Source organism: Streptomyces tagetis (genome assembly GCF_018069565.1).
GTDB classification, from domain to species: domain Bacteria; phylum Actinomycetota; class Actinomycetes; order Streptomycetales; family Streptomycetaceae; genus Streptomyces; species Streptomyces tagetis.
In genome coordinates, this window is sequence record NZ_JAGPNL010000004.1 from 463868 (window position 1) to 483204 (window position 19337).

Below are 19337 nucleotides of genomic sequence, written 5' to 3' on the forward strand. Positions count from 1 at the left end.
CCCGGTGCCGGGCGGAACCGGTGCCCCGCGCGCGTACCCGCCCCGCCCCGCGCGTCGGCCCCCGCCCCGCGCGCGTACCGCACTCGTACGGCCTCCCCCGTACGGACTCCCGCCCCGAGCGGGCCCGTCCGCGCGACCGCACGATGGGGACATGCCGATCCCCTCCCGGCTGCGCGCCGCCGCCCTCACCGCCGGCGCCGTCCTGCTGGCCTCCTCGCTCGCGGGCTGCGCCGACGATCCGCCTGCCCACGGCGACCCGACGGCCCAGAAGCTCGACTGGAAGGCGTGCCCGGCCCCCTCCCCGGCCGAAGGGGGTGGCCCCGCGCCCTCCCCGCTGCCGGACGGCGGCGCCTGGCAGTGCGCCACGATGAGGGCGCCGCTCGACTGGGACCACCCCCGGGGCGACACCATCGGCCTCGCGCTGATCCGGGCCCGGTCCAGCGGCCCCGCCGACCGGCGCATCGGCTCCCTCGTCTTCAACTTCGGCGGCCCCGGCGGCTCGGGTGTCACCACCCTGCCCGCCTTCGGCGCCGACTACGAGCAGCTCCGCACCCGCTACGACCTCGTCAGCTTCGATCCGCGCGGGGTCGGCCGCAGCGCGCCCGTGCGCTGCGAGAACGACCGGCAGCTCGACGCCTACTTCCAGCAGGACGCGACCCCCGACGACGCCGCCGAGCGCACCGCGTTGCTGGACAGCACCAAGAGGTTCAACGCGGCCTGCGAGAAGAACTCCGGCCGGATGCTGCCGAACGTGGCCACCACCGACGCGGCCCGCGACATGGACCTGATGCGCCAGGTCCTCGGCGACGACAGGCTCCACTACTTCGGCATCTCCTACGGCACCGAACTCGGCGGTGTCTACGCCCACCTGTTCCCCACGAAGGTCGGCCGCGCCGTCTTCGACGCGGTCGTCGATCCGGCGCAGACCGAGGAGGAGGGCTCGCTCGGGCAGGCCCGCGGCTTCCAGCTCGCGCTCGGCCAGTTCGCGCGGAACTGCGTCTCCACCACCGAGGACTGCCCCCTCGGCGACAGCGCCCAGGACGTCGAGGACCGCATCGTGCGGCTGCTCAAGGACCTGGACGCCCGTCCCCTCCCGGGCATCCCGCCCCGGGAGCTGACCCAGACCGCCGCCACCGGGGGCATCGCGCAGTCCCTCTACTCGAAGGACTTCTGGCAGTACCTCACCGAGGGCCTGGAGCAGGCGTACGACGGCGACGGCAGCATCCTCATGGCCCTGTCCGACGCCATGAACGGACGCGGCGAGAACGGCGAGTACAGCAACGCCACCGCGGCCAACATCTCCATCAACTGCGCCGACGACAAACCCCGGTACGACACGGCGGACGTGGAGCGGCTGCTGCCCCGGTTCCGCGCGGCGTCCCCGGTGTTCGGCGACTACCTGGCCTGGGGCCTGCTCGGCTGCACCGACTGGCCGGTGGCGGGGGCCGCCGACCACCCCGACGTCAGCGCGCCCGGAGCGCCGCCGATCCTGGTCATCGGCAACACGGGCGACCCGGCCACCCCGTACGAGGGCGCGGCGAAGATGGCGAAGGCGCTCGGCCGGGGCGTCGGCGTCGAACTCACCTACAAGGGCCAGGGGCACGGCGCCTACGACAGCGGGAACCGGTGCGTGCGCGACGCCGTGCACGGCTATCTGCTCGAGGGCGAGACCCCGGCCGCCGGCACCGTCTGCACCTGATCAAAAACCATCGAAACAGCAGGTCAGAGCGTTATCCACAGGCCACCGTGGGCCGCCGCAGATCCGCCTACCATGGCATGAACGCCATCCGCCGCACGGCGCGGACGGCTTGCGAGGGGGGAAAGACATGGCACGACTCGTACGGTGGACGGCCCTGACGGCCGCCGCCGCACTGCTGACGGCGGGCTGCACCGGCGGCTCGGCCGGCGACGAAGCCGGCGACGGGGGGACGAGCGGCGGCAGGCCCTCGGTGGCACCGTCCGGAGTGCCGCGGGCCCTGACCGCGCAGAAGCTCGACTGGCGACGGTGCGAGGCCACCGACGACGCCCCCGCACCCGGCCGGGACTGGCGGTGCTCCACGCTCAAGGTGCCGCTCGACTGGTCCGAGCCGGACGGGGAGACGATCGGCCTGGCCCTGATCCGCTCCCAGGCCCGCGGCAGCGGACGCATCGGGTCCCTGCTGTTCAACTTCGGCGGACCCGGCGGCTCGGGCGTCTCCATGATGCCGTCCTACGCGGACACCACCTCGGCACTGCACCAGCGGTACGACCTGGTGAGCTGGGACCCGCGGGGCGTCGCCGCCAGCCACGGCATCCGCTGCCGCGACGACAAGCTGATCGAGGCCGCCGAGTCCGTGGACGGCACACCGGACACCCCGGCCGAGGAGCAGGCGTTCCTGGAGGACGCCGCGGACTTCGGCAAGGGCTGCGAGAAGTCCGCCGGTCCCCTGATGGCCCACGTCTCGACGACGGACACCGCCCGCGACATGGACCTGATGCGGCACGTGCTGGGCGACGAGTCGATGCACTACTTCGGCATCTCCTACGGCACCGAGCTCGGCGGCGTCTACGCCCACCTGTTCCCGCAGCGGGTCGGCCGGATGATCCTCGACGCGGTGGTGGACCCGACCGCCGACACGATCGGCCACGCGGAGAACCAGACGCGGGGCTTCCAGCGCGCTCTGGACGGCTATCTCAAGTCCACCGGACAGGAACCGGCGGCCGGCAGCCGGAAGATCGCCGCGTTGCTGGACCGGCTGGACGCCGAGCCGCTGCCCACGTCCTCCCCGGGGCGGAAGCTGACGCAGACGCTCGCCCTGACCGGGATCGTGCTGCCCCTCTACAGCAAGGCCGGCTGGCCCGTGCTGACCAGCGCCCTGGAGGCGGCCGAGAAGGGCGACGGTTCGCAACTGCTCGCGCTCGCCGACGGGTACAACGAGCGCGACGACGCGGGGAGCTACGGCACGACGACCCATTCCCAGCGCGTCATATCGTGCCTGGACGCCAAGCAGCGGCCGACCCTGGAGGAGACCAGGAAGCTGCTGCCGAGGTTCGAGGAGATCTCGCCGGTGTTCGGCGCCTTCCTCGGCTGGGACACCGCCGGCTGGTGCCACGACTGGCCGGTGCCGGGACAGCACGAGACGCCGGAGGTGAGCGCGCCCGGCGCGGACCCGATCCTGGTGGTCGGCAACACCGGCGACCCGGCCACCCCTTACGAGGGCGCCCGCAAGATGGCGGACGAACTGGGCCAGGACGTCGGGGTGATGCTCACCTGGAAGGGCGAGGGGCACGGGGCGTACGGGAGCGGCAGCGACTGCGTCGACTCCGCGATCGACGACTACCTGCTGAAGGGCACGGTGCCCGAGGACGGCACCGTCTGCTCATGACGGAGGCGGGGGCTTCGGCCACCTGTGGCACGCGAAGCCCCCGCCATCCGGAGCACGGGGCCCGTAGTCGGGCCGGGAGCGGCTCAGTAGACGGGCTTCTCCGGTTCGATCTGGTTGACCCAGCCGATCACGCCGCCGCCCACGTGGACGGCGTCCGAGAAGCCGGCGGACTTGAGGACCGCCAGGACTTCCGCACTGCGGACACCCGTCTTGCAGTTCAAGACGATCTTCTTGTCCTGCGGCAGGCTCTCCAGCGCGGACCCCATCAGGAACTCGTTCTTCGGGATCAGGCGGGCGCCCGGGATGGAGACGATCTCGAACTCGTTGGGCTCGCGGACGTCGATCAGTTCGAGCTCCTCGCCGTCGTCGATCCACTCCTTGAGCTGCTTCGGAGTGATCGTGGAGCCGGCCGCGGCCTCCTGGGCCTCGTCGGAGACGACGCCGCAGAACGCCTCGTAGTCGATCAGCTCGGTGACGGTCGGGTTCTCGCCGCAGACCGCGCAGTCGGGGTCCTTGCGCACCTTGACCTGGCGGTACTGCATCTCCAGGGCGTCGTACACCATCAGGCGGCCGACCAGCGGCTCACCGATGCCGGCGAGGAGCTTGATCGCCTCGTTGGCCTGGATGGAGCCGATGGACGCGCAGAGCACGCCGAGCACGCCGCCCTCGGCGCAGGAGGGGACCATGCCGGGCGGCGGGGGCTCCGGGTAGAGGCACCGGTAGCAGGGGCCGTGCTCGGACCAGAAGACGGATGCCTGGCCGTCGAAGCGGTAGATCGAGCCCCACACGTAGGGCTTGTTCAGCAGCACACAGGCGTCGTTGACCAGGTAGCGGGTGGCGAAGTTGTCCGTGCCGTCGACGATCAGGTCGTACTGGGCGAAGATGTCCTTCACGTTGTCGGCCTCAAGCCGCTCCTGGTGCAGGACCACCTTCACGTAGGGGTTGATGCCCTGGATCGTGTCCCGCGCGGACTCGGCCTTCGGCCGGCCGATGTCGGCCTGGCTGTGGATGACCTGACGCTGCAGGTTCGACTCGTCGACCTCGTCGAACTCCACGATCCCGAGGGTGCCCACACCCGCCGCGGCCATGTACATCAGCCCCGGCGAACCCAGGCCACCGGCGCCCACAAAGAGCACCTTGGCGTTCTTCAGCCGCTTCTGCCCGTCCATCCCGACGTCGGGGATGATCAGGTGGCGGGAGTACCTGCGGACCTCGTCTACGGTGAGCTCGGGGGCCGGCTCGACCAGGGGTGGCAGCGACACGGGGACTCCGTTGGTCGGTCAATCATGACGGTTGTTCTCCGCGTAACACTGCCACGGCCTCTTTCATTCCGAGACACCCATCCCGAGGCGCGAGACAATATCGTCCCAGTACCCGGGCATGGTCTCCCAGGGGTCGGCCCACCCGCCCCGATCGGTGCGGTCGGTGAAGTAGATCGTCGCGGCGCCCTGCCAGCGGGCGATGCGCAGCGCCTCCTCCAGATGGCCGCGGGGGACGCCGTGCACGAGGTGGCAGAAGCGCTCGGGCGGATAGTCGGCGCTCCACTCGGCCGCCCGCGACCAGCGGTAGTGGCTCCAGGCGCCGGAGAAGGTGACCATCTGGTCGGCGCTCTCGGCATAGCCCGGGTACGGGTGGGTGCCGTGGCCGAGGACGATGTGGGCATCGTCGCGCAGGGTGCGGAGGGTGGCGACGGTGCGCCGCACCTCGGGCAGCCGGGACCGGTCGGCGGGGCAGTGGTCGAGGAGGAAGCCGTCGACCAGATACCAGTCGGCGTACCGGCGGGCGTCCAGGACCAGGCCGCCGGAGGGCCGCTGCCCGTACGCGCCGTCGAGGCGGCCCAGGACCCGGACGCCCGCGTTGCGCAGACGTCCGGCCGCTTCCAGGCAGTGCGGGTCGGGCTGGGTGCCGGGGCCGTCGGCGATGTCGAGGACGACCCAGTGCAGCGGGGCCCCCGGGCTGGCGAGGCCGGCCCATTCGGCGGGGGCGAGGAGGGGGTGGGCCAGGCCCGGTACGGCGAGGCCGGTGCCGACGTCGGTGCTCGCGGTGCCCGTGGTCGTGCTGGTCAGATACGGCATGCCGCCTCCATCCAGATATCGGCGAGGGACTCTTCGAGGTGGATACGGGGTCGCCAGCCGAGCCGGTCGCGCGCGGTGCGCACATCGGCCTGCTGCCAGCCGCCGCAGCCGTCGGGGTAGGGGTAGGCGACCGGGGCGGCGTGGTCCGGGTCGCCCCGGTGGTCGCGGTGCCCGAGGGGGTCCGGGCGGTGGTGGCCGAGCGGGTCGGGCCGGTGGTGTCCCAGGCCGTCGACGCGGTGCCCGACGGACTCGGAGCGGGGGTGGCCGATGAGGGGGCGCATGGTGCCGGGGGGCGCGTCGAGTTCGTGCAGGGCGCCGCCGTAGCCGGCCACGCGGGCGAGGGTGGTGGCGGCGTCACGCAGGCGGACGGCGCGGCCGGAGCCGATGTTGATGACGCCCTGGGCGGCGGAGAGGGAGGCGGCGTGGACGGCGCGGGCCACGTCGCGGACGTCGACGAAGTCGCGCTGGGCGGCGAGGCCGCCGAGCCGCAGTTCGCCGTCGCCGGACTGCATGGCGCGGCGCATGGCCTCGGCGAGCCGGCCGAGCGGGGAGCCGGCGGGGGTGCCGGGACCGGCGGGTGAGAAGACGCGCAGGACCACGGCGTCCAGGCCGGAGCCGAGGACCAGCTCGGTCGCGGCGAGCTTGCTGACGCCGTAGGGGCCGCCGGGCCGGGGCACGGCGTCCTCGGCGGTGGAGGAGCCGGGCTGGCTGGGCCCGTACTCCGAACCGCAGCCGATCTGCACCAGGCGGGCTCCGCAGCGGCTGCGGCGCAGGGCCTCGCAGATGGTGGCGACGGCGACGGTGTTGTGGCGGGTGAGGTCGCGGGCGCCGCCCCGGGTGGCGCCGGCGCAGTTGACGACGACTCCGGGGTGCACGGCGTCGAAGAAGCGGGTCAGTGCGCCGGGGCTGCCGGTGGCGAGGTCGAAGCGCACGTCGGCGTCGTCGCCGCGGCCGAGGGCGGTGAGCTGCACGGCGGGGTCGGCGAGGAGGCGTTCGGCGACGAAGCGGCCGATGTACCCGGTGGAACCGATCAGCAGGACTCTCATCGGGCTGCCCCCGGGACAGGGCTGTCGGGTCGGGAGAGGGTCATCTGGGGGGTCTCCTTCGAGGCGGGGGTGGCGGGGTGGGCGGTCGCGGGGCACGGGGTCATCGCGGCCGGTCCGCGGGGGCGTGGGCCGAGGCCCGGGTCAGCCGGCGGGTCGCGTGGACGAGGAGGACCAGGGCGCCGAGGCCGCAGGCACTGGTCGGTACGGCGGCCGGGCCCCACAGTTCGACGAGGCTCTCCACCGGCACGGCCAGGACGTCCCAGCCGGGGAGCCGGCCGGCGAAGAGGGTGGCCAGGGCGGTCGCCTCGGCGGCGGCGACGGCGGTGAGGACGAGCGAGGGGGCGTGGGCGAAGCCGTGGACGGTCAGGAGCCGGGCGAGCAGCAGCAGCGCGCCCAGGGTGAGGCCCTCGGGCAGGCCGTGGGGTTCGCCGAGGACCGTGCCGGTCAGGGTGAGCAGCGCCGCCAGGACGACGAGGAAGAGGGCGACCAGACCGAGCAGCAGGGGGCGCAGGGCGGTGGTGAAGTCGGCGAGGCCGCGGCTCGTGGCCAGCTTGTGCCGGGCGCGTGTGGCGAGGACGTGGGCGATCCAGACGGCGGGCGCGCAGGCCAGCGCGAGCGCGAGGAGCGGGGCGGTGGCGATCCCCCAGGGGCCCGCGACGGTGCCGTCGGGCAGGCCGTCGGGGCCTCCGCCGAGGGCGGCGCGGAGCAGTCCGTCGCCGAAGACGGCGTACGCGAGGAGCCAGCAGGTCCGCCCGACGGGGGCGTGCGCCTCGGCGCGCAGCGGCCCCCGGCGCAGGACCACGCTCAGTGCCACGGCCACGGCGAGGACGCCGACGGCGGCGGCGATGACCTGGGCGCGTCCCCCGGTGAGGCGCAGGGCGGCCACGGTGGCGGCGCACAGCACGCCGGGCAGCAGTCCAAGGGCGATCCAGCGCGCGCCCGACGGCGTGTCGGGCGCCTCCGCCAGGGGTTCGGGCGTGTCGGTGTCGCGGGGGACGCGGGCGTACATCTCCTCCGCGAGGGAGAAGACGTCGCGGTGCCGGAAGCGCGCGGCGGTGCGGTCGGTGACGCCGTGCGCCTCCAGGCCGGCGGCGATCTCCAGGGGGTCCACGGCCCGTTCGCACAGGGCGCGGTGGCGGTGCATCAGGGACTTGACGGGGTCCGCGGCGGTACGGGCGGCGGCCCGCGCGGGCCACGGCCCACGGGCGACGGCCCGAGCGCCCCCGACGGAGGCCCCCTCACCACGACCGGCCGACCGGATGCGCCCGGCGGAAGCCCCCTCGCCAGAACCGGCGGGCCGGGCGTCTCCGACGAAAGCCGCCCCGCCACGACCGGAGGACCCGGCGCCCACAGTGGAAGCCCCCTCACCAAATCCGGCGGGCCGGACGTCTCCGACCGAAGCCGCCCCACCGTGACCCGTCGGCCGGGCGCCCGGTGAGGTCGTCCCGGCGGGTGCGCCGCCGGGCTGTCGGCGGTGTCCTTCCCCGGCCGGTGCGGGTTCCCTGCCGAGGCCGGGTGTCTGCGATGCCCCGGCCGGCTCTCCGTACCCGGTGGCGCCGGTGCGCGGGGCTATCCCCGACAGGCCGCCGGCGCCGCGCAGCCGGACGCCCGACACGCCGTTACCCGCACTCGGGCCCCCGCCCGGCACGCCGCTTTCCGCACTCGGGCCCCCGCCCGGCACGCCGCTTTCCGCACTCGGGCCCCGGCCCGGCACGTCGGGCGTGTCGGGATCGGCCGGCGCGGTGGCGGCACGGTCCGTGCCCCAGGGGGTGGTCATGGAGGTGTCGGTCCCGCCTTCGTCGTGGTCCGGTCGTGTCTGCCAGGGGCCCTGCGGGAGCGGGCGTCGAGGACGGTCCGGGCCGCTCATCGCGCTCCCTCCCCGACGGAGGCGGGCGCGGTGGCCCGGACGGGGGCGCCCTTCGCCCAGCCGGGGCCGCCCCGGGGCGCGGCGGGGGCGGTGGTGTCGGTCCAGCGGCCGGGGACGTGGGCCTCGGCGGGGACGGCGAAGGGCAGTGGCACCCCGGGGTCGTCCGGGACGGGGTGGCGGACCGGGGTCCTCGAAAGGATCTCCAGGTAGATGCCGTGAAACGCCGTGACGTTCTGCTCGACGGTGAACAGCTCCAGTGCGCGGGCGCGCGCGGCGGCCCCCAGGCGCTCCCGGCGCTCCGGGTCGCGCAGCAGGGCCACGCACGCCTCGGCGAGCGCCCGGGGGTTGCGTGGCGGTACGACCAGTCCGGTGCCGCCGATGGCCTCGACCACGGCGCCGACGTCGGTGGAGACCGTGGCGCGAGCGCAGAACATGGCCTCCACCAGCCCGGCCGGGAACCCCTCGACGACGCTGGAGAGGACGACGACGGCTCCGGCGGCGTAGGCGTCGGCGCGGGTGGGCAGCTCCGGCCCGCCGGTCTGCTCGAAGGAGACGGGGTTGTCGCCGACCGCGTGCGGGCCGTCGGCCTCGTCGGGGAAGAGCTGGGCGGCGAGCCCCTGGCAGTGGGCGAGGTAGGCGGCGCCCTCGGGGCCCGCGGGGGTGCCGACGATGCGGAGGCGGGCGCCGGGTTCCTCGCGGCGGACCTCGGCGAAGGCGTGCAGCAGCGAGACCAGGTCCTTGGCGGGCTCGACGGCGCCGACCCAGACGAGGGTGTGCGGGTCGGCGCACTCCGGCGCCTCGGCCGCCTCGGCGAAGGGCGCCGCGTCCATCCCGGGGTGGACCGTGCGGACCTTGTGGCGTTCGGCGCCGCAGCGCTCCTGCCAGCGGCGGGCGTGGGTGTTGCCGGGGGTGATCAGGGCGGCCCTGCGGTAGGTCTCGGTGGCCAGCCGGCCCTGGAAGGCGGCCAGCAGGGCGCGGGGGGCGGCCGGGGAGTCCGGTTCGCGCAGGTAGTGCGTCCGCAGCCGGACGCCGTACTCGGTGACCAGCAGGGGCACGCCGTGGAAGTGCGCGGCGAGCAGTCCGGGCAGCACCGCCGCGCCGCCGGAGGCCGCGTGGCAGAGGTCGACGTCGCCGAGTCCGTCGGCCTCGTACCAGTCAAGGGAGAGGGGGCGCAGGGCGTGTTCGAGGCGCGCGGCGACGGCGAGCAGGTCGGGGACGCGGGCCTCGCGGGCAAAGCGCTGGGCGCCGGGCGCGCGACAGGCGCGTTCCAGGGCGCGTACGGCGGTCTCGGAGCGGAGCGCGGCGGGCAGGCCGCCCTCGTCCCGGGCGAGTTCGGCGAGACCGTACAGCGCGCTGGCGAAACGGTCCGCCTCAGTGCCGGACGCCTCTCCGGGACCGCCCGAGGGGTCCTGGAAGCCGGTGGCGCACAGGGCGGTGGCGAGTTCGGCGTAGGAGTCGGCGAAGCGCCGGCGCGCGCGCCGTCCGTACACGACCCCGTCGTCCTCGGTGTCCCACAGCGGGGCGGTGCGCACCCGGCTCACCTGCGGCGGCAGCGGGACCCAGCCCTCGCTCTCCTGCTGGGCACCGCGGCTGAGCGCGTAGACGTCGAACTCGTGCTGTTCGAGCCCGCGTACGAGCCGGTCGCACCAGAGTCCGGCCTCACCGCTCGCATACGGATAGCCGCCCTCCGTAAGCAGTCCGATGCGCACGCGCGCACCCCCGATCTCCCGTTTCGGGAGCCGCCGTTGACCCGGCGGCTCGCAGCGGGACGAACGTAAGCGGACAAGGCGGGGGCGCGCTGGACGGTTGTCCGTCGCACCACCAAAAGGGGTGAACGGTCGTAACTTTCGTGCGCGGAGCGCGTTTGATCGCGCTAAGGGATCATGCAGCTACACGGCGTGACGCCTCGGCCATGCCTGGCTCAACCGCCCGGGTACGCCCAGGGGTTGGGCCGGCAGCGGATGCCGTCGTGGTCGAGGAACTTGGTCTGCTGCTGCATGACGGGCGCGAGGTCGCCGTCCTTGTCGCAGGTGACGTGGTTGTAGCCGATGCGGTGGCCGATCTCGTGGTTGATCAGCATCTGCCGGTAGGCGTGGATGTGCTTGTCGCCGTAGGTCTCCGAGCCCTGCGCCCACCGGTACGCGTTGATCATCACGCGGGAGGTGGCGGCGGAGTCGCAGGAGACGTTGTCCTCGGTGGTGTCCAGTCCGGATTTGGCGCACCAGAAGGCGGTGGTTCCGGGACTGGCGAGAGTGATGACGAAGTCGGGGTTCCCGGAGTGGATGCGCTCGAAGGTGCGCGCTCCGTTGTGCGCCCAACTGCGGTCGTCGTTGAGCGTCTTCTGCACCGCCTCGGCGAACAGGGTCCCGTCAAGGCCGAGTCCGCGCTCGATGTCGACGCGGTAGGTGTACTTCCGCCCCGTCCCGGGTGCCTTGTCGATCCCGGTGACGGCGTCGAAGGTGCCGGGTCCCTCCAGGTCGGCGCTGAGCGGGTAGAGGGTGCTCATCTGCTGCTCGTAGCTCGGGGGCGCCGTCTCGGGGGTGACGGGGAGCGCCCGTCCGTCGGTACGCGCGGAGGCGCCCTGGGCCTCGCGCGCCCCGTCGGCGGCGGCCTGCGAGCGGACGCCCTCGCCGTCCTGGCCGTCGGTGACCTGGCCCGCGACGACGACCGCCAGCACGGTGGTGACCGCCGCCGCGGCGATGCCGGTGAAGGTCCGCCCCTTGGCGCCCTTGGCGGGCTGGGGGTCCTCGGCGGGCCACGCCGGACCGGAGACGTCCGCCCCGCCGTCACCGCCGCCGGCGCCCTCCGGGTCCGCGCCCGCGGGAGCGTCGCTCCAGTCGCCGATGAAGGGGCCGCCGCCGTGCCCGGAGTCGAAAGTGCCGCGCGGGGGCCGGGCGGCGAAAACATCGTCGCCGTCGCCGAAGGCGTCCAGGTACTCCTGGCGCGGGCCCTCCGCACGCGCCCGGCGCGGCGTCCCGTCCGGGCGCTCCTGCGGCGCTCCGTCCGGGGCCTGCCGGGACGGCCCGCCGGGCGGCGACTGCCGCTGCCGTGGGAGCGACACGCCGGGCCCCGCCGGGGTGCCGGTCCGCGGCGCCGTCGGCGTGTCGTGCCCGGCGCCGGGCGCCTCGCCCAGCCGGCCCCAGCCGCCGCCCGCCTCGTGGTGTTCGGGGTGTCCCCCGCGCACGCGCGGCACGCCGTGCGCGGGCGTGTCGCCGGGGAACCGGGGACCGCCCGCCAAGGGCGCCCCGCCACCGGTACCGGGAAGACCGCCATCGGTACGGGTGAAGCCGCCGTCGGGCGTACGGGAAAATCCACCGTCGGACGTACGAGGAGCACCACCGTCGGACGTACGCGGAGCACCACCGTCGGACGTACGCGGAAGACCGCCGTCCGGCGTACGAGGAGGACCGCCGTCGGCCCCGCCCCGGTAGCCGCGCCCCGACGGATCGCCCGCGACCCCCGGGAAGCCGTGGGGAGGCGTGCCGTCCATCGGCGGGCCCCCGCGTCCGGCACCGGCCGGGAACCCTCCGGGCCGGCCCGCCTGCGAGGCACCCGGCGCGCCCGGCACACCCGGCCGACCACCCTGCGACGCACCGGACACACCGGACGCACCCGACGGCCCGTCAAACGACGTGCCCGGCACCGCTCCCGGCTGCCCGGCGTACGACTCGCGTGTGGCGGCGTCCGGCATCGGGCCGGCCGGGGCCGCCTGCTCCCCCGCCGGCGTCTCGGGCATGCGCCGTCGGCCCGGTCGTCGGGTCAGGCCCTCCCCCGCGGCGGTGGCGTCCGCGCTGTCGCTCCGGGGAGCGGGCCCGCGACGGCTGTGGCGTCCCACGTCGCGCCTCAGCCTCCTGTGCTCTGGTTGGCGGGCTCGTCCTCGACGGCCCCCTCGGTCCTCTCGTCGACCGCCGACTCCCCGGTGTCCGCGAGGAGTTCGCGGAATGCCGTGGCGACGGTCTCCGGATACTCCATCATCGCCACGTGCCCCGCGTCGGGCAGCGTCAGCAGCCGCGAGTCGCGGAAGGCGCGGGCGGCCCGCTGGGCCATGCGGTGGCCGACGAGTTGGTCGCGTCCACCGTAGACCAGCAACGTGGGTGCGAGGACCCGTTCGGCCTGTCGCCACAGTCCGTGCTGCCCGCCGACGGTGTACGCATTGACGATACCGCGCGCGGAGCGCGTCATCGCGTCCCAGAAATAAGGGAGTTGGAGTCGCCGTTCCATCTCCTCGACGGCGTTGCGGAAGCCCTCGGGGGTCACCCTCGCGGGATCGCCGTAACACAGCGCGGTCACCCCGCGGACGCGTTGCTCCGCCGTCCACTCCCGGGTGAGCCGGGAGAACAGGGGGACGACACCGGGGACGGCCATCAGCCCGGTCGGCACGGCGCTGCGCTGGACGCGGATCTCGGGCAGGGCCGGCGAGACGAGGGTCAGTGTCCGCACGAGGTCGGGCCGGACGGCGGCCACGCGCGTGGCGATCGCGCCGCCGAGCGAGTTGCCGAAGAGGTGCACGGGTCCGCGCCGGCTCGCGTCGAGGTGGCGGATGACGGCGCGGGCGTGGCCCGTCACCGAGTAGTCGCCGTCGTCCGGCGGCGGGGACTCGCCGAAGCCGGGCAGGTCGACGGCCTCGCCGTCGACGAGGCCGTCGAGCAGGAGCATCAGCGCCGACCAGTTCTGCGAGGAGCCGCCGAGGCCGTGCACGTAGAGCGCGGGCGGCAGTCCCTCGCGCGCGGGGGGCCGCGAGCGGAGCGTCAGGGTGATGCCGGGCAGGTGGGCCTGCCGGAGCCGTTCGCCTTCCGTGCCCCTGACGGCCGCCACCTTCGGCAGGACGGTGGCGGGCGGCACGGACGGCGGCTCGGTCGAGGACATGCGGCAATGTTACGAGACGATCACGCACCGGTTGACGTGTTCGCCATCACAAGGGGGGAAGGTATCCCCACGAGGAGACCGAGCGCCCCCCGGGAGGCCCCGGAGCCTCTCCCGGAAGTCCCCGAGACACCACCCGGAGCCCCGTAGGGCTTCACCCGGCGACGCGTGGCGTGCGCCTCGGGTGTCTCCTACGCTCGGGGCGGGGCACCCGCATGGTGGTCCCTGTACACCAGGGACGCCCGGAGGAAGGGAGCCCGGCATGACCGTCGATCCGACCGACCCCGAGACCTTCGACGACGACGAGAGCGAGGAGCCCGGCGAGATCGGCGTCGAGGAGCCCGACGCCGACGCGGCCGAGCAGTACGCCGACGTCACCCCGGAGCACGACGACTCGCTGACCGGCGTGGAACCGGACCGGGCCAGCGAGGGCGACCTGGCCGAACAGGCCCGGGTCGTCCACCACGACGAGGACGACTACCGCTGACGCGGGCTCCCCGCGCGGGGGCCGGAAGGTGCCGCCTGACAGGAAAGAGGCCGATTTATGCCCGGCCTGAGATCTTTTGAAACCTCTTGCACACCTTTCGCCGCCGTCCGGTCCGTGAAATTCTGCGCTCGCACCGCGCACACCACGGTTACCGAAAAGTACGATGGCGACGCGGCGCACACCGCACGTGGACGACTTTGGGAGGCGGCGTGACAGCCATCGAGCAGACAGAGGCGGTACGCCCGCGGGGCACACGCCTTCCCCGCCGAGCCCGGCGGAACCAGCTCCTGGGCGCCGCGCAGGAAGTGTTCGTGGCACAGGGCTACCACGCCGCCGCGATGGACGACATCGCCGAGCGGGCCGGCGTCAGCAAGCCGGTGCTCTACCAGCACTTCCCGGGCAAGCTCGACCTCTACCTCGCCCTGCTCGACCAGCACTGCGAGGCGCTGATCCAGTCGGTACGGCACGCGCTCGCGTCGACGACCGACAACAAGCAGCGTGTCCGCGCGACGATGGACGCCTACTTCGCGTACGTGGAGGACGACGGGGGCGCCTTCCGGCTGGTCTTCGAATCGGACCTGACCAACGAGCCCGCCGTGCGCGAGCGCGTCGACAAGGTCACCAACGAGTGCGCCGAGGCGATCTGCGACGTGATCGCCGAGGACACCGGCCTCTCGCGGGCCGAGTCGATGCTGCTCGCCTCCGGCCTGGGCGGCCTCGCGCAGGTGGTGGCCCGCTCCTGGCTGCACAGCGACCGCAGCGTGCCGCGCGACCAGGCGGTCCAGTTGCTGACCTCGCTGGCCTGGCGGGGCATCGCCGGCTTCCCGATGCACGGCACCGAGCAGCACTGACGTCCGCGAGGGCCGCCGCCCCGGTGCCCCGCGGGGCGCGCGCGGCGGCCCTCGCGCGTCGGCTCGGGCCGGCTGTTCGCTCCTGGCGTTCCCGGACACGGCGTACGGGTCCCCCGCACCGGGCTAGTGTGTGCGGGTACGGCGCGGAAAGATCGCGCACTTCACTGACCGTCGGAGGGACATAGCCGTGGAGGTCAAGATCGGCGTGCAGCACGCGCCCCGCGAGATCGTTCTGGAGAGCGGTCAGAGTGCCGAGGAAGTCGAGCGCGTGGTGGCCGAGGCGCTGGCGGGCAAGGCACAGCTCCTGAGCCTCGTGGACGAGCACGGCCGCAAGGTCCTGGTGCCCGCCGACCGTCTGGCGTACGTCGAGATCGGCGAGCCGTCCCCGCGCAAGGTGGGCTTCGGCACGCTCTGACGGCAGGACGGCGAACGGGGAGGGCCCGGCGGCAGGTGACCGCCGGGCCCTCCCCGTTCGCTCCCTCCGCGGGTCACCCTCAGGGGGTGGATTGCGCCGCATGGGCCACGGGTAGTACGGCTACGACCGTTTCGGGCACGCCGACCGTGTGGGAGGGACCCCCGACATGCTGCTGCAAGCACTCAGCGCCACGCTCCTCGGCCTCGCCCTGGCCTGGGCCGCCGTCCGCCGCCTGCCGCACCGCCTGCCGGCCCCCGTCCTGGTCCTGCCGACGGGTGTCGCCGGGGCGCTCTTCGGGGCCTTCGTCACGCACACCGCGCTGGACGCGGGCGGACTGGTGCCGGTCCTGATAGGCGCGGTGACCTTCTCGGTGGCCTCGCTGTCGCTGCTGCTGCGGCCCGCGGGGGCGCTCCGGCACCGGTCGGCCACCGCCTGAGCGGCAGCCGCCCGCACCGGTCCGGCCCACGCCACGCGTGCTCCCGGCCGACCCGGCCGGGCCGGTGCCGCGTTCCGGGCAGACCCGGTGCGTTCCCGGCAGACCCGGGCCACCGGCCCCGTACGGCTCCGTACGGCTCCGCGTTCCGAGCCTGCCCGTCCACTCCGTGGGCCTCAGGCGGCGAGGCCCAGCGCCGCCATCCGCTTGGTGTGGGCCTCGGTGATCCGGGAGAACATCCTGCCCACCTCGGCGAGGTCGAAGCCGTCCGCGACACCGCCCACGAGCATCGTCGACAGCGCGTCCCGCTCGGCGACCACCCGCTGCGACTGCGACAGGGCCTCGCCCATCAGCCGCCGCGCCCACAGGGCCAGCCGCCCGCCCACGCGCGGCTCGGCCTCGATGGCGGCGCGCACCTTCTCCACCGCGAAGCTCGCGTGCCCGGTGTCGTCCAGCACCGCCAACACCAGGGCGCGGGTGTCGGAGTCGAGACGGGCGGCGACCTCGCGGTAGAAGTCGCTGGCGATGGAGTCGCCCACGTACGCCTTGACCAGGCCCTCCAGCCAGTCCGAGGGGTCCGTCTGACGGTGGAAGCCGTCGTAGGCGGCGACGAAGGGCTCCATCGCCGCCGTCGGCTCCTCACCGACCTCGGCGAGCCGGTCGCGCAGCCGCTCGAAGTGGTGGAACTCCGCCGACGCCATCTTCGCCAGCTCCGCCTTGTCGGCCAGCGTCGGGGCCAGCTTGGCGTCCTCCGCGAGCCGCTCGAACGCCGCCAGCTCGCCGTAGGCGAGCGCGCCGAGCAGATCCACGACGGCGGCGCGGTACTGCGGGTCGGCGGAGGCCGCCGCCCAGTCGCGGGCGGCGATGGTGGTGGGTGCGGTCGCGGCGTCCGCGGCGTTGCCAGGCTTGTCAGAGCTCGTCATGGAGCGCACAATAGTCCGCCCGCCACCCCCTCCAGGGCCCCGCCCGATCAGTGTGACGACGGCTACGTCCGCACATCCCCCCTCGCATGTGCGCGAATCCGGGGTATGGTGGTAATGCGCCTGCCGAGTATGTGACGTACGGGTACGTGACCTAGTCGACGGGCCGCACGCATGAGGATGCCCGGTCGGTGGCCCGATCGGCTCCGACCCGACAGCCCTCCCCGTCGTACGCATTGGTGCGTACGGACCCGGAGGGAGACCCTCAGCGGTTCGAGCGCTAGAGCGTCGGCAGAGGTCCCGTGTCCTACGGCCCGCCCGTATGGCAGCCGACGTCCCCGGCACGGTCGCCCACGACCCCCGCGCTCGCCTCGCACCGCGCACACAGAAGAGGCAGCACCCTGACTACGACGTTCCGTTCCCTCGGAATCCTCCCCGAGACCGCCGAGGCCCTTGAGGCCGTCGGCATCGTCCACCCCTTCCCCATCCAGGAGATGACGCTCCCCGTCGCCCTCTCGGGCACGGATGTCATCGGCCAGGCCAAGACCGGCACCGGCAAGACGCTGGGCTTCGGCCTCCCCCTCCTGGAGCGGGTGACCGTCCCCGCCGACGTGGAGGCGGGCCGCGCCGCCCCCGAATCGCTCACCGACGCCCCGCAGGCGCTCGTCGTCGTCCCCACGCGCGAGCTGTGCCAGCAGGTCACCAACGACCTCCTGACCGCCGGCAAGGCCCGCAACGTGCGGGTGATCGCGATCTACGGCGGCCGGGCCTACGAGCCGCAGGTCGAGGCGCTGAAGAAGGGCGTCGACGTGGTCGTCGGCACCCCCGGCCGCCTCCTGGACCTGGCCGGCCAGCGCAAGCTGGACCTCAAGCACGTCAGGTGCCTGGTCCTCGACGAGGCCGACGAGATGCTCGACCTGGGCTTCCTGCCCGACGTCGAGAAGATCGTCACGATGCTTCCGGCCAAGCGCCAGACCATGCTGTTCTCGGCGACCATGCCGGGCGCGGTCATCGGACTGGCCCGCCGCTACATGTCGCAGCCCACGCACATCCGCGCCACCGCGCCGGACGACGAGGGCGCGACGGTCGCCAACATCAAGCAGTTCGTCTACCGCGCGCACTCCATGGACAAGCCGGAGATGGTCTCCCGCATCCTCCAGGCCGACGGCCGCGGACTGGCGATGATCTTCTGCCGCACCAAGCGCACGGCCGCCGACATCGCCGAGCAACTCCAGCGCCGCGGTTTCGCCGCCGGCGCGGTCCACGGCGACCTCGGGCAGGGCGCCCGCGAGCAGGCGCTGCGCGCCTTCCGCAACGGCAAGGTGGACGTGCTGGTCTGCACCGACGTCGCCGCCCGCGGCATCGACGTCGAGGGTGTGACCCACGTCGTCAACTACCAGTCGCCGGAAGAGGAGAAGACGTACCTGCACCGGGTGGGCCGGACCGGCCGCGCGGGCGCGAAGGGTACGGCGATCACCCTGGTCGACTGGGACGACATCCCGCGCTGGCAGCTCATCAACAAGGCACTGGTGCTGGACTTCAACGACCCGCCGGAGACGTACTCCACCTCCCCCCACCTCTACGCCGACCTCGGCATCCCCGAGGGCACCAAGGGCGTGCTGCCCCGCTCGGAGCGCACCCGTGCCGGGCTGGCGGCGGAGGAGCTGGAGGACCTGGGCGAGCCGGGTGGCCGCGGTGGACGCGGTGGCCGTGGCCCCCGGGGCCGGGACGAGTCCCGTTCCGCCGACCGTGAGCAGTCCTCCCGTACGCCGCGCCGCCGTCGCCGGATGCGCGGCGGGGAGCCGGTGGACGCGGGGGCGGCCCCCGCCGAGGCGCCCGCGGCCGGAAGCACCGACACCGACACGGACGCGGAGGCCGCGAAGGGCCCGCGCACGCTGCGCCGCCGGCGCCGCACCCGTAACGGGGAGCCGGCCCGCGGGCAGGTGACGGCCGAGACGCCCGCGACCGAGACCGCCGACGCCGCGCACACCGCGGTGGCGACGGCCGAGGGCACGGATCTCTCGTCCCCCGTGGTCACCGAGACCCCCGCGACGGAGTCGGCCGAGCAGGCCGAGACCAGGCCGCGCCGCCGCCGCACCCGCAAGTCGGCGGAGACCGCGCCGGTGGAGACCGCCCCCGTGGCGACCGCGCCGGTGACCGAGCCGGAGGCCGTCGAGGCGCCCGCCGCCGAGGCCCCCGCCGAGAAGCCGCGCCGCCGCACCCGCAAGTCGGCCGACGCCGCCGACGCCGCCGAGACCGCGCTCGACACCGCCGAGGGAGCCGTCGAGGCCCCCGTGGCAGAGCCGTCCGCGCCGTCCGAAGCGGCCGAGACCAAGCCGCGCCGCACCCGCAAGACCGCGGCGAAGAAGGCCGTCGAGGCGGAGGCCACCGCCGACGCCTCGGGCATCCCGGCCCAGTCGGCGCCGGAGGCGGAGGCCGCGGAGACCAAGCCGCGCCGCACCCGCAAGACGGCCGCGCAGAAGGCCGCCGAGGCCGAGGTCTCCCCGGCCGAGGCCGCCGTGGACAGTGCCGAGGGCGCCGACGCCAAGCCCCGCCGCCGCACCCGCAAGGCCGCGAGCGCCGAGGGCACCGACGCCGCCGAGGTGGCGCCGGAGGCGGAGGCCGCCGAGGCCAAGCCGCGCCGGACCCGCAAGACGGCCGCCAAGAAGACCGCCGCGCAGCCCGCCGAGGCCGAGGCCCCCCGGGCCGAAGCCGCCGTGGACAGTGCCGAGGCCGCCGAGGCCAAGCCCCGCCGCCGCACCCGCAAGGCCGCGAGCGCCGAGGTCACCGAGGTCACCGACGCCGCCGAGGCCGCGGGCATCCCCGCGCAGGTCGCGCAGGAGCCCGAGGCCGCGCCGAAGCGCCGCACCCGCAAGACGGTCGCCTCCGCCGAGGCCCCCGTCGAGGCGGAGGGCGCCGCCGAGGCGAAGCCGAAGGCGCGTCGCACCCGCAAGGCGGCCACGGCCGCCGCGCAGCCCGCGGAGCCTGCCGAGAGCTGATCCGCACCGCCCGTCA

Annotated in this window: 15 protein-coding genes; 7 read left to right on the forward strand and 8 right to left on the reverse strand. The window is 74.5% G+C overall.

All coding sequences use genetic code 11. The annotated features are described in order from the left end of the window. The first annotated feature begins 151 nt into the window (after positions 1 to 151). On the forward strand, positions 152 to 1699 hold the full coding sequence (locus J5Y05_RS17775; RefSeq protein WP_210873531.1) for an alpha/beta hydrolase: 1548 nt from the start codon (positions 152 to 154) through the stop codon (positions 1697 to 1699). A 127-nt stretch (positions 1700 to 1826) separates the two neighbouring features. Continuing rightward, on the forward strand, positions 1827 to 3365 hold the full coding sequence (locus J5Y05_RS17780; protein ID WP_210873533.1) for an alpha/beta hydrolase: 1539 nt from the start codon (positions 1827 to 1829) through the stop codon (positions 3363 to 3365). 83 nt (positions 3366 to 3448) lie between these two features. Here the strand turns inward: J5Y05_RS17780 and moeZ are convergent, their stop codons facing one another. The 7 genes from moeZ to J5Y05_RS17815 form a co-directional block, all read right to left on the reverse strand. Beyond that, complete coding sequence (gene moeZ, locus J5Y05_RS17785; RefSeq protein WP_210873534.1) at positions 3449 to 4627, reverse strand: adenylyltransferase/sulfurtransferase MoeZ; 1179 nt, start codon at positions 4625 to 4627, stop codon at positions 3449 to 3451. Between the two features lie 63 nt (positions 4628 to 4690). Next, complete coding sequence (locus J5Y05_RS17790; protein WP_210873536.1) at positions 4691 to 5440, reverse strand: spherulation-specific family 4 protein; 750 nt, start codon at positions 5438 to 5440, stop codon at positions 4691 to 4693. Next, positions 5428 to 6486 (reverse strand): SDR family oxidoreductase, encoded by a 1059-nt coding sequence (locus J5Y05_RS17795; RefSeq protein WP_210873538.1) that lies wholly within the window; start codon positions 6484 to 6486, stop codon positions 5428 to 5430. The genes J5Y05_RS17790 and J5Y05_RS17795 overlap by 13 nt, the downstream gene beginning before the upstream one ends. A gap of 100 nt (positions 6487 to 6586) precedes the next feature. Further along, positions 6587 to 7630 (reverse strand): hypothetical protein, encoded by a 1044-nt coding sequence (locus J5Y05_RS17800; RefSeq protein ID WP_210873540.1) that lies wholly within the window; start codon positions 7628 to 7630, stop codon positions 6587 to 6589. A gap of 719 nt (positions 7631 to 8349) precedes the next feature. Continuing rightward, a complete protein-coding gene (locus J5Y05_RS17805) occupies positions 8350 to 10062 on the reverse strand; it encodes a DUF3492 domain-containing protein (protein WP_210873542.1) in 1713 nt (570 codons plus the stop codon). 212 nt (positions 10063 to 10274) lie between these two features. Next, positions 10275 to 11843 (reverse strand): DUF3152 domain-containing protein, encoded by a 1569-nt coding sequence (locus J5Y05_RS17810; RefSeq protein WP_247614816.1) that lies wholly within the window; start codon positions 11841 to 11843, stop codon positions 10275 to 10277. A 353-nt stretch (positions 11844 to 12196) separates the two neighbouring features. Next, entirely contained in the window at positions 12197 to 13219 is a 1023-nt protein-coding gene (locus tag J5Y05_RS17815) for an alpha/beta fold hydrolase (RefSeq protein WP_210873544.1), read from the reverse strand. Between the two features lie 259 nt (positions 13220 to 13478). Between J5Y05_RS17815 and J5Y05_RS17820 the strand changes: the two genes are divergently transcribed. The 4 genes from J5Y05_RS17820 to J5Y05_RS17835 all read left to right on the forward strand — a co-directional run bounded on the left by J5Y05_RS17820 (position 13479) and on the right by J5Y05_RS17835 (position 15405). Next, positions 13479 to 13703, forward strand: coding sequence for a hypothetical protein (locus J5Y05_RS17820; protein WP_210873546.1), 225 nt, complete (start codon positions 13479 to 13481; stop codon positions 13701 to 13703). A gap of 209 nt (positions 13704 to 13912) precedes the next feature. Next, on the forward strand, positions 13913 to 14554 hold the full coding sequence (locus J5Y05_RS17825) for a TetR/AcrR family transcriptional regulator (RefSeq protein ID WP_030419101.1): 642 nt from the start codon (positions 13913 to 13915) through the stop codon (positions 14552 to 14554). A 187-nt stretch (positions 14555 to 14741) separates the two neighbouring features. Then, positions 14742 to 14969, forward strand: coding sequence for a DUF3107 domain-containing protein (locus J5Y05_RS17830; protein ID WP_200263159.1), 228 nt, complete (start codon positions 14742 to 14744; stop codon positions 14967 to 14969). A gap of 166 nt (positions 14970 to 15135) precedes the next feature. Then, complete coding sequence (locus J5Y05_RS17835; RefSeq protein ID WP_210873548.1) at positions 15136 to 15405, forward strand: hypothetical protein; 270 nt, start codon at positions 15136 to 15138, stop codon at positions 15403 to 15405. Positions 15406 to 15578: 173 nt separating this feature from the next. Here J5Y05_RS17835 and J5Y05_RS17840 read toward each other — a convergent pair whose 3' ends face one another. Then, the gene (locus J5Y05_RS17840; RefSeq protein WP_210873549.1) at positions 15579 to 16325 is read right to left on the reverse strand and encodes a ferritin-like fold-containing protein; all 747 of its coding nucleotides are present in this window, start codon (positions 16323 to 16325) and stop codon (positions 15579 to 15581) included. Between the two features lie 491 nt (positions 16326 to 16816). Here J5Y05_RS17840 and J5Y05_RS17845 point away from each other — a divergent pair, with 491 nt between their 5' ends. Beyond that, positions 16817 to 19321: a DEAD/DEAH box helicase gene (locus J5Y05_RS17845; RefSeq protein WP_247614923.1), complete on the forward strand. Its 2505-nt coding sequence runs from the start codon at positions 16817 to 16819 to the stop codon at positions 19319 to 19321. The last annotated feature ends 16 nt before the right edge of the window (positions 19322 to 19337 follow it).

Bases quoted from the DNA above. Each gene is read 5' to 3' on its own strand.
- J5Y05_RS17775 (WP_210873531.1), top strand. From the start codon at position 152: ATGCCGATCCCCTCCCGGCTGCGCGCCGCCGCCCTCACCGCCGGCGCC.
- J5Y05_RS17780 (WP_210873533.1), top strand. From the start codon at position 1,827: ATGGCACGACTCGTACGGTGGACGGCCCTGACGGCCGCCGCCGCACTG.
- J5Y05_RS17790 (WP_210873536.1), bottom strand. From the start codon at position 5,440: ATGCCGTATCTGACCAGCACGACCACGGGCACCGCGAGCACCGACGTC.
- J5Y05_RS17795 (WP_210873538.1), bottom strand. From the start codon at position 6,486: ATGAGAGTCCTGCTGATCGGTTCCACCGGGTACATCGGCCGCTTCGTC.
- J5Y05_RS17800 (WP_210873540.1), bottom strand. From the start codon at position 7,630: ATGCACCGCCACCGCGCCCTGTGCGAACGGGCCGTGGACCCCCTGGAG.
- J5Y05_RS17810 (WP_247614816.1), bottom strand. From the start codon at position 11,843: ATGGACGGCACGCCTCCCCACGGCTTCCCGGGGGTCGCGGGCGATCCG.
- J5Y05_RS17815 (WP_210873544.1), bottom strand. From the start codon at position 13,219: ATGTCCTCGACCGAGCCGCCGTCCGTGCCGCCCGCCACCGTCCTGCCG.
- J5Y05_RS17820 (WP_210873546.1), top strand. From the start codon at position 13,479: ATGACCGTCGATCCGACCGACCCCGAGACCTTCGACGACGACGAGAGC.
- J5Y05_RS17835 (WP_210873548.1), top strand. From the start codon at position 15,136: ATGCTGCTGCAAGCACTCAGCGCCACGCTCCTCGGCCTCGCCCTGGCC.
- J5Y05_RS17840 (WP_210873549.1), bottom strand. From the start codon at position 16,325: ATGACGAGCTCTGACAAGCCTGGCAACGCCGCGGACGCCGCGACCGCA.
- J5Y05_RS17845 (WP_247614923.1), top strand. From the start codon at position 16,817: ATGACGCTCCCCGTCGCCCTCTCGGGCACGGATGTCATCGGCCAGGCC.